Raw genomic sequence first — 11125 nt, forward strand, 5'->3', positions numbered from 1 at the left:
CTACGGGAGCCGTTACGCCAGTTGGTGGGCTTTTCCACAAATAGAGCTCTTTCTAAATGAGACGGAGCTCTAACCTACCCACCTTGGAACATAGATAACAGACGGCGCTGGCTTTACGCTTACCGTACTACTCATTGATATTGAGATCAAAGGCAGTAATGTAGATAACATGTGGTTGCTGAGAAACACGCTGTATGTTAATAGCCAGAAGCTCGAAACAGTATTTTCAAAGGTCAGAAAATTCTCCACCTGGTTCGATAGAGCGTACCCTTTGCGGTTGTCCCCCCGCAAAGGGCAAAAATAACAACCTGCTATAAATGCTTAAGATTAACAAAATCCCCCTGTCAATTATCACCAATGGTGAGAATTTGATCCGTAAGAAAAACATTTTCAATGTGTCGATCCCGATAAATCACATAAAAATCCATGCATTAGGCATGGATAGGCTGCACTGCTTTGCTACATATCAGAGCCACGGCCATTGAGTTTGCTTCATGGTTTTAGTCCAAAAAAGTGAATCTTTTAGCTTTGTTCGTCGCTTCTTGCTCGCTGAGTTAAGCAGATCCATATTCAGATCCCAGTATTTGCGTAAAGATAATTTAAGTACTTTCAAGCGGCATCGCTTTAGCCACAATCTCGCTCTTTTATCCATAGTTGCCCCCAATAGCAAGTGTGCAGCGATTGCCTCACTATCGGTAGTCGCCTGGATATAACAGTTGAACCAGTGTCGGGCCCAGCGATTTCGCTCGAAATTTTGGCGGCTGGTTATGTATACGTCTTCCAGCCAACCACCACATGGTATTCGCTTTTCGACCTCCCCCCAAGCAAGCTCCACTCTTTGACTTTCGTTGGCAAAACCCAGTAGTGTAGCGGACATTGCCAGTGACTCTGTATCTCCAGAACTCACAAGCTCAAGTACCTTGTCTACCAACCATGCCGTTTGCCCATGATCTTCAATCTGATTCAAAAGATCGGCAATATCCTGATCGTTAACAACATCCATAAGGGCTTTATTGCGAGCCACATCAGCTATATCGTTCAAAGCTATAAACGGCAGGCAAGCCATGCCCGTTATTTTGAAAGAGTCATCTTTCATTGCCTTTTTGAAGTTGTCCCAAAGTATCAATCCCAATTCGGGGCGTCGGCTCATCAATGCTTCCGCCATCACAAGCAATGGAAACGCAGCCATTAAGTCGACGCTGGATACTCTAATCTCATTCTTAATCTTCTGCTCCAACCAACACCAGAAGTCCTCATCTACACGGTCAAGCAACGTGGCAACTGCAGGCTTATGATTAATCAGAGGGTCAATATTTATACTTCTTCCGGGTGAGTGAAGCCCGTCAATTGCACCTCGGATATAATTCTCATAGCTTCGAATAGCATCTGGATTATCTGGCTCACGTTGCAACCAAAACGCCATAATTTCCTTATCGGCCCGCTCCAACAGCTCAGGGCGCTTAAGAGCCATGCTTGCATTCAACAAGGCAACAGATCGATTGTAGCGTTGCTTTCTGTCGGTAACGTTGTTAGCCGTCCAATTGCTGTTTGCAATAATATTGTAGACAACGGGATTAGTGGAGTAAGCGGAAAGCCCAATAGCCAACTCTGCAATTTCCTCATCTACATGACAAAGCAATGCAGGGAGCTCCGACCACCCATCGATCGAGCTACTATCGGCAAACTCTTCGAACAACATGAGCCAACTCAGTACCGTCTCGCGGTTACTTTCAATCTCAAATCGCCCAAGGATCGACCTAATGTCATCTTGAGTAAAATTTAACAGATCAATATTGATGCTACCCATTAGCCTCCGATCGCACGCTTCCTTTAGTAAAAACTCCAGTTGCGCCAATCCATTACGGCTAGCAAGTTGCAGATCCAGACGTCTGGCGTGCCACCAGTTGAGCTCCTTATGTATTTCAGGAGAATTTTCCTTTAGGACAAAATCGATCCCTGCTTCAAGTACATTGCGTTCATCATCGTTCAATATTGTCAGGAAACCGCGCATTTGCCTCAAAAGCTGTCGAAGAGGTACAGCTGTCATTCTTTCAGCGCCAGTAACCCTCTCACCAACAACCTCGCGTAGCCGGTTCGGATTGGTTCTCGCCAGAATCAGCAATTTGCGACTTGAGGTAACATCAACATCAAAATCAGCAGGACGAATGTGCTCGGTGTCTTTGATCTTATCGGGATCAACATCAACCCTAGGGTTAAGAATGTCATCTTCTGGCATTATAGGGCGTCGACCCGACGTATTGCTAATGGGCCCTACTGATGTATTTAGTTGCCGGCGCTTGTTTTCAGATTGTGGATCGGCGAGAGCTTCAAGAAGCCAGCGCGCAGCGTCAAGCGCTAGCTGATGCCCGGTCTCGTGCAGTCTGTCGACAAGGTCTAACATCTTATTACGTGTTTCCACCGAATCCATACGATTAAGCCGCAACATCCAGGCCAGCTCATCAAAATGACTGTTACTGCCCATCACCGCCCGCGAAATACCCCAGGCAGCGATTGCTTCGATGAAGCGAGCCCGCGGCAATAATGAGATGATGCCGAAGACACGATGACTGAGCCAACTCGGGTTACCGGGACCGCAAAGTTCTATCGCCGGAAAAGCTTCGCGCCCCTCAAATTGCTGCCATGCATCTAGGTTTGCGGCTGTCTTTTCTTGCCGTCGCAGCGAATTTGGCGACGTCTGATCAATACGTCCCAAGACGGTACCTTGTAGCGGGTCACTCCAGAGCAAACCAAGCCAATATGTGATTTTAGCCTCGATCAACGGTGCGACAGCCTCGAACTGATAAGCGTTAGCCAGTCCCTTGATCATAATTTCATCTTTTACGATTGAACCAGAGCTCTCCCCGAGCCAAATCTCCTCTACGATTTGCAGGACTAGTTCAACATCAAGCCCGATGATTCGCCAAAAAGCTTCAAAATCGAGACTCGAGAAATTCTGCTCGGATATCCATCGGCTAAGCAGTGCCCGTCGAACCTGACGTGAGACAGTATTGTCGAGCAAGGCTGTAGTGACAGCTGCTCTGAGTATTTTCACGCCAAGGCTCTGCCCACTAAAGGGGTCGATATGTTCAGCGATAATATCGTTGGCTGTGGCATTCCCATCAGTTGGTTTCAGATGGTGGACCAAAGCCATCCCCAACGCGAATGGTATCAGTGTGGGATTGACTTGGAACCGGTTGGCTTGTCCAGTGGGAACAAGCCATTGTCCAGAAATCAGTTCAGCAACCGTTGATAGCAGATCTGCTCGATCTTTACCGCTGTCTCGCCCCAACTGTTCAATAACACTATGCCGGGTAAGGCTTGTATTATCGATTGAGCTACGCAACTGCATGCCGAGTTCCGTAATAAACATTTGAAACTCGGCATCGCTTATCGCCAACTGTGCGCCACGCAACTCAATACGATGTTTCCAGTCTTCGAATGCAAGCCGTTCCGGCGTGATGTCACCACTCGCAATCAATTCCTGCTGTAGCTCAATCGCCAAAGCTGACAAGCGCGGAACCTTCATCAACGAAAGCATGGCGGTGCTAAAGTTCTCTCTGCTTAAATCATGTTCCTTGAGCAACGCATCAAGTTCACTGTCGTCAAAACGGTCTACCCGAATTTCGCTTGGTCTTGGGATCAAGGACCCGAGTTTTTGCAAATCATTCCAGTGGTCGGGCCAACAACTCATCAGAATAGAGATGCGATGGTTCCACTTGTCATCGAAAGCAGGCTGAATGAGGTCTGCCCAATCTTTTTTTTGCCAGTACTGATTTAATCCATCAATCATCAGCAAGATCTGTGGCCCGTCCGTTCTAAGCTTTACCCATTGCGCTATTCGACGTTGCCAGAACTGAACGCTGCCATGGCTAAGACGCTTTTCAAGAAACTGTGCAATTAATTCACTGAGCGAACCCTGCCCAACCTCCTTTGCAGGTACAAAAAGAGTCAAGGGAAGATCAGCCGCGGCGTTGATCCGTGCGTGCCACCATGACAAAAATAGCCAAGTCTTGCCCAGCCCTTCATCCCCAAGCAGCACTGAGGGCCTACCTGATGTAACCCATTGATCAAGTTGCACTTCATATCTAGGACGAGGAATTCTAGCGCGACCTGGATCGAGTACATCATTGAACTTCCCCCCGAGTCTGCTGGCGGCATTACGGTCATTGCTCAGACCAGTAAGCATCCATTGCTTCATTGCCTCAGTCGCAGCTGCATAGCCGATATCAGGAGCAGTTAGCCGGCACTGGAGGCGATCTGCTGCAGCAAGAAATTCTGGGTGGGATCGGATAGCCGCGGTTATTTCATTGATGTTATCAATACCGTTAAGGTGTCGGTTGAGCGCAGTTTTGGCCTGGATACACAGGACAGCAAGGTCGGGAAGTTGCCCCGGTTCGGCGGGCCAGTCGAGTATCAGTACGGTGATACCAAGCCCCTTCCCTACTAGCGTTAGCTCTTCGTTATCGGTAGCACTGATTGCTCTTGTTGCTGCAAGTATCCAAAGATCCGTTCCATTCTCGCTACGACTTGTTTCAAAAAGCTTGGCCTTTAGAGCATCCACTTTTAGGGTTGTGTTTTCTCCGTAACGTTTTGCTTCAAGAGCAACTTCGAAGAGGTTTAAACCAAGCGAGCGAACATCCGATCCGCCTTGCGGCCCAGACTTAGCAAGTCCAAAATTAAGTTTAGTCACTTCGACCAATATGTCGCGAAGCAATCCTTCAAAACCAAGCGAACCAGCAGGGTCTAATGAACGCAAGGCCTTAGCCAATTGTGACTTGGCATCATTAAATTCCATTCTTTGCCTCATGAAACGTTTTGAGTATCGCAGAACAATCAAGAATACAGCTATAGAGATGAACGCCCGGCGTTGATAGCATCGATTTCCCATCATGAATGATGTTGCAGCACCAATCAGGATCCGTTCTCGATGTTCGCTTTAGCTTTGAGTTCAAATGATCAATGCAACACACTGGTTAAATCGCTATACGGGTGATTCATATTCTAGCGTTTTTCTCGGTCTCTCGGTGAGCTATGGGTCAACACTATAGAATCTTTGTTGGCAATGAATTGATAAGTCAGTTCCTTTTGGAAAATACTGTCTTAGTAACCTGTTCGTGTTTTCATTTGATCCACGTTGCTAAGGAGATTGAGATCACAAAAATGGACCTGAATGTCTGTGGTTACAGTAAATAGGGTGTAGTTGGTCATTTAAGAGCCCCGGTCCTAGGTTAATATTTTATACGATTCAGCAGGTAATTCTTGGAATTGTTTGATGAGCGCAGATAGACGGTCGCAGTCTTGTAATCAATGATTTTGGTCAGCATAAAAAAGAGACAATGGCATTCTATTAGATTGATAAGTATTAGTTTTTATAACCCTATATCAGGTCGACTTCCAGTGACCGGGTATGGCTATGCTTGCAACATAGAGTGGTCTTTCGCAGATGGATATCGGATCCGGGATTGGCTCTAATCCTTTCCCTTTAAGCGATGTTGCTCAGGGAGCAAATCTGATGCACTTTTCTGCAATGATTTTCACAATGCGGGCGTTCCAACACTTGCAGGGCTAAAACCTAAGGGTATTATCCCATAGTGAGTTGTCAGAATTTGCTACACGATATAACTTTCAACCTCCGTGCCAGTGAGTCTCGCGGCTGATTGTCGAAGGGCTCTTGAGAATTTATTAGCGATCTACCTAATGCTGAGTTTTGCCACCAGCCCTCCGGATATATCTTCTCTTTCGTCAAGGTTAAGAGATAACTGGTGCAGTTTTCGAGTGGGAGGACGATACCCACCATTTTGCTGGATAACTTGACGCGTGAGAATGTTAGCCTTGTACTCAAGGAAAAAATTGTGGAAGGATTTGAAGAAGTCCCCCCGTTAGACGGAATGTTTGCACCGTTAGATGTTCGCAGCGAGCTTAAACAGGCGTTCGTACGATGGCTGCCCAGACCCTACTACACCCGCGTCGCTCTTGGATCAGGAGAAAAGGTGAATGAGCTGGATCTGCTTAGCCTGTGCGAACATTGGCGCCTGGAGTATCCCGGAGAAGCGAAAGACCTGGCAAAAAGCTGGGACGAATCAGAAGAACGGAAGGCTGATGATGGTCCGTTTTTCAACGAACTCGTCCGCTTGGGCTGGGTTTTCTTTGATGGTGGCCGCTGGATCATGCAGGGAACCCCGCTGGGAACACTTTCTCTCATCAACTACCCGAGCCCGAGTACAAAAATCTTTCTTGAGGGTCTCAGCAAGCCCCGACTTATTGCAAAGACTGACCAGCAACCGACGGCAGTTCTTGCTCTCGCAAAGAAAATTCTGGCTGAGTTTTGGCTTGAGCAGTACGTTCCGATTGAAAATCCGGAGTGGTTCCTGAGTCGATTATGGGAGCGACTTTGCCCTGCCGAGCCTATTAATACTGAAAATAATGTGACTTCATTGCAGGCGCCCGTGTCTGAAAATAGGGCTTCATTTAAAGCTGCCAATACTGACGCTGTAGACTGTGCTTTCCTCGAGTGGGCAGCTTGGTGCCATGTCATTAGAGGTTATGGTAAATGGGAACGTCAATGGTCGCTCTCACAGCAGCGATTCTGTCGTGAGGCGGCGCACCGCGCCCTGGCTCGTCAAACGCTGTGGAACGGGTGGGACTGTGATCTTGCTCGTTATGTAAAGGTACTGCAGGAAACATATGCGATCCCTCTGAACCAACTGCGATTCGCAAGCAGTGCGGGAAAGGCGCCACCGCGTACCATAGTTGCAAGGGCCGGCTGGCTTGCAAGTCGCGAAGTCGAACACCTCATGATGGAGCGGCTCATGATGCAACGGCACGGTCCGAATACGGTCAACTTTGCGTTTGGTCTGCTATGTTCCGAACTTGAAAAGACCGATATTGGGCCAGGCATCATGGCTGCAGCTGAGGCAATTCTGTCTTACGCGGTGAATCATCCTATGGCTTTGTTGCAGCTCCGATTCCGTGTCGATTCCAATCCTGGGCTGCTGGTCGATATGCTTTTATACCGGCCAACTGCATGCCTAGCGGCCAAATGGACTATTGAGTGGCAGCCAAAATCGGGTCGCAACAATGATCTTAACAGAGGCCGTGAAGCTCAAACCAAAACATTTGCGGTGCAGGATTCCCTGTCGGTCATTGCTTACCATTTAAACGCAAGTTCGATAAGTCTTGAGGAGTGCGCGTCTTTGATTACCTGGTGCTATACCAGTAGCACTGGCATGGGACGGGCCATTGCAGATCCCCGTCGGCCCGTTGGGCGCCAGCTTCTGGGGATATTCGCCAAGCAAAATGAACAAGTTCAATCTGAAGTGTTACGACACCTCGTGGACCAAGCTGCCTATGAGAACAATATACCCCGCGCGTGTTTTTCCGGTGTACTGGATGGGATGAATAGCCTCCCACTGGTGACGGAGGCTGCAATAAGGCCAGTTATTGCACTCTACTCAGTGTTTGCGCGCAAGCAGCGCCTAGATTGGACAGACGTTGCAGGGTTATCGTCAGACATGGCCGGGCGCCTCGTTGCAGCCGCGTTTGCGCAAGCCACTTCTGACCGTGATACATTTCTGATTCCATTTGACGGCATGGAGCTTATTCATGAGGCTTCGCGCGATGAGGAACCCACTGTCCGCTCCTCTGTTGCCCGGACGATGAGAATACACATACGACTGCTCGCACGTGCTGTATCGGGCTGGCCTTACGAAACCTTACCTTCGGTGCTCTGCGAAGTCCTTAAAAAGCTTATTTCACGCAGTGTTATTGAGCATGATGAAAAAGGGAGAATTGGCGCCCTTACGGACAGGTATAGCCCCACACACTCTCAGAGTCGGGAAACGGGGTCACCTGCACAGGATCTTGCATCCGCGTGGAGTAAACTGGACAAAAGCAATCAGGGAGACTTGTTGCAGGTATTCGGACAATCTGACGATCCCGTTTTTCTCGCCGAGCTTTGTCAGTTCCTGCCCACTACAGCAAAGCCCGGTATCAAAGCAAGATTGCGGCAACTCAAACCAGCTGAAGCATCGGTATTCTGGACCTGGCCCGAGCTACACCATCGTATTGAAACCTTATTGATTGCTGGGGAATATGAGCTTGCCCGGGAACATCTGGAGGATGTCAGGCAGGACGTAGGTAAGGCACCCCAGCAGTACTGGCTTGCACTTTTTGCTCTGGAGTTACAACTGTTTTTAAAAGAGGAGAAATGGACTGCACTGGATAGCACGACGATCCCCTCGAAGCTGGATGCGGCGACAGCACGGCAAGCCAATGATCAGCTTGACTTCTACAGAGCGACCTCGCAGCTTTTGCGCCCTGGTGGCGATCTTGCAAGTGCCCGGACTGAGCTGCAGCGTCTTTCATCACAACCGGGTGCAAGTTCGACATATAGAGATAACTATTTTGCTGTCGCTATTCAACAGATTATTGGACCCACTTCTCACCCGCTGAGTGGGGCGGACAAGTTGACCGGAGAACGTCTGCTTGGAGAAATTAACAACGCTGTTGCTGCTGATAACAAGCTTGCAAGTAATTCATTACTTGCCAATCGTGCATATCTCTTATTCGCCCTACAAAGGCCTGCAGCAGCCCTAGAAAGCGTAGCTAAACGTCGCAGTGAAGTGCGAAGCTCAGAGTTAGAAATGGTCGTCGTACTTGCAAAATACGAGATGGGGCATCAGGACGAGGCGATGGCAATTCTTGATACGGCCATTAAAGAATTCGAGACGGACAAGCGTCTTGTCTTGTTGAAGGAGGACCTACAGGCGGGTACTCCTGCATCCAGTGTCACTTCTGCAACGGTTGCTGTCGACTCTGTTTCATCTATACGTGCCGCCTTGCAGCAGTTGTCTCAGCTCCCAATTTCCCTGGTCGGAGACGTTCTCGGTCCACCTGGGCTTGGTTTCCGTGGATATCTTATACGAGAAGTCTCCAAAGCCGTGGCATCACTTCAACGTATAGCAGGGATGCTCCGCGACAGGAAAAACTCAGCGGATGAAGCAAGGATCGAGAATGACCTTAACAGTGCAGTGCGAGAGATTCTAAGTGCCTCCCTCGCATTAGCTAAATGGGATGTTGCTGACCAGTCTCTCGGTGGAATAACGGCAAACGGAAATCCCGGCGAGAGAGACGCGGTCATTCGGGTGTCGGGACAAGAAATATCTGTTTATGAAGCACTCGTTTGTAAAGGGTTAGACAGGACAAACATCAAGAAGCATTTCGACAAGCTGCTGGCATACGGAACTTGCGATATCTATTTTCACGTTATTTACTCGTATGCACAGGATGTAAAACCCCTCCTTGATTATGTCAGGAGAATGCTTGAGCATGAAATTTTACCATCGCTCTCATACCGTGGTTGCGAGGCATTGACGCCTCCTGATTTTGAGACAAGCGGCTATTTAGCGACCTATAACGTCGACCATCGGGAAATAGCTGTAGTGTTCCTGATTGCTGACCTTAAAATCCGAACCGCCTGAGCTGGTGCTGAGGATTCAGACGGTCACTTAAACGCCCTATTGATATGCGACTGATGGAGGAGTGGAATGGTAAGTGTGGTGAAATTATTGATCATAGATATACCTCTAAAGGCGGTAGCATTAAAATACTCACTGCTTCAACCTAACCGTCAGCCAAGTAATATTTCGCGCAGAATAACACCCCTCATTTTTGTGCTGGGTAAACCGCTGAATAATAGGTTCATTCTTTGTTTAAGCGCTCTTGCGGCGTTTTCCACTTCAGCAACCTTTCAATCGCCGAATCCTCTGACAAGAACTGGCGAGCCAGTTGCAGCCGTTCCATAACCTGCAACTTCTGCTGTACATCAAGCGTTGCCGTATCTGATTCTGCTTCGTGAAAAAACTGCTCCAGCCGTTTGTCTTCAGCCCACTGAACCATAATAGATTTCAGCTCGGTACGGCTGGCACGGTAAGCTTCCTCTTCCCGACCTATCCGCTCCTTTTCAAGATATATGGCGAATTCCCGATCACGCTGGACACACCACTCCTCAGCTTTGATTCTGGCCTCTTCTAGCAGCTTTGAAATTAGCGGAACAGCCTTCTGCATCGCAGAAATCATATTAGGGATCTGGCTAATCAACCCACACTGTTTTGTCTGCCGGAACTGAACCAGCCATTTTGCGGAAGAATAAGGCGAATAAAGTTGCAACAAAAATCGCCCGGTAGGTAGGGTATGTTTCGATACGTGTATCAAATACTCAATATTTTTCCCCCGTATCCACCGTCCCATCTGTTCGTCACGAACATAGCGATTTTTGACTTTTTTCGCCGGAACATACTCCGTCATTTCAGCAAGATTAAACCCAAAGTACATATCACCGACACAAATAATACTTGGCGTATAAGGCCGCCATAAATTGTCCCAGCGATATCCTCCCACTTTTAGATCTTCCTTAATATCAATATCCGTACGATGTAGCCTTTCTCCCGGAGCACCCAGCGTTACCCGATAACCCTTTTTTCCCAGAGCTTCAATGAACCGACTCAGGAACTCAATTGCTTTATCAAATCCCGAATCAGAGACGTTGAGATCCAGTAATTTCTTTTTCGCAGGTTTATAATAGCCATCTTCAGTAACCGAGGAGACTGGCAGATACATTTTAAGATCATTTATCAATCCATAGCCATTACTCGTAACAGAAGCTTGGTTTTGGACTACTGAAGATGCTGCTTTTGATGCCGTAATGGCAGAAGATTGCATTGATGGATTGTCATTCTCACCTACCTTTACCACCTTACCCTTTTTCAGAGCGGGAATTGCAGGCGCAGTCCCTTTCGCCAGCGCTTTCCAATAACCAGCAAGCGGCCTGGGTATGCGCATTTCGCTGCATCGTTTTGCCAGTAACTCAGCACTGATGCCATACAGCACAGTTATACGTTCCGCGGGCTCGCTCCAGACCAAGTGGTACAGCGTTTCCCGATCCTGGGGTAAAGTCGGTGCGGCATCGTGTGGATTAATCTCTGACATTGCGTCTCCCCTCCTTTGTCGGCATCGCTGATATAAGGTCGTAATTCATCGGAAAAGTTGTCCACTCCACCCAACATGGTCTTTCTTTAAGGTTCCTACACCGAAAAAGGAAGCGCCATGTTAAGCAGAGAGGACCATC

3 protein-coding genes and 1 pseudogene are annotated in these 11125 nt (G+C 48.2%); 1 reads left to right on the forward strand and 3 read right to left on the reverse strand.

All coding sequences use genetic code 11. From position 1 onward, the window contains the following. Positions 1–466 precede the first annotated feature (466 nt). Positions 467–4795: an NACHT domain-containing protein gene (locus GRH90_RS25320; RefSeq protein WP_126795978.1), complete on the reverse strand. Its 4329-nt coding sequence runs from the start codon at positions 4793–4795 to the stop codon at positions 467–469. Positions 4796–4981: 186 nt separating this feature from the next. Continuing rightward, a pseudogene (locus GRH90_RS26785) lies at positions 4982–5137 on the reverse strand (IS30 family transposase); the annotation flags it as partial. A 715-nt stretch (positions 5138–5852) separates the two neighbouring features. On the opposite strand from GRH90_RS26785, the gene GRH90_RS25325 reads away from it, so the two are divergent. Continuing rightward, positions 5853–9479: a hypothetical protein gene (locus GRH90_RS25325; protein WP_152199412.1), complete on the forward strand. Its 3627-nt coding sequence runs from the start codon at positions 5853–5855 to the stop codon at positions 9477–9479. A gap of 220 nt (positions 9480–9699) precedes the next feature. Here the strand turns inward: GRH90_RS25325 and GRH90_RS25330 are convergent, their stop codons facing one another. Then, complete coding sequence (locus tag GRH90_RS25330) at positions 9700–10986, reverse strand: hypothetical protein (protein WP_048762565.1); 1287 nt, start codon at positions 10984–10986, stop codon at positions 9700–9702. Positions 10987–11125 lie beyond the last annotated feature (139 nt).

Origin of the sequence: Acerihabitans arboris (assembly GCF_010131535.1) — a bacterium.
Lineage (GTDB): Bacteria > Pseudomonadota > Gammaproteobacteria > Enterobacterales > Enterobacteriaceae > Acerihabitans > Acerihabitans arboris.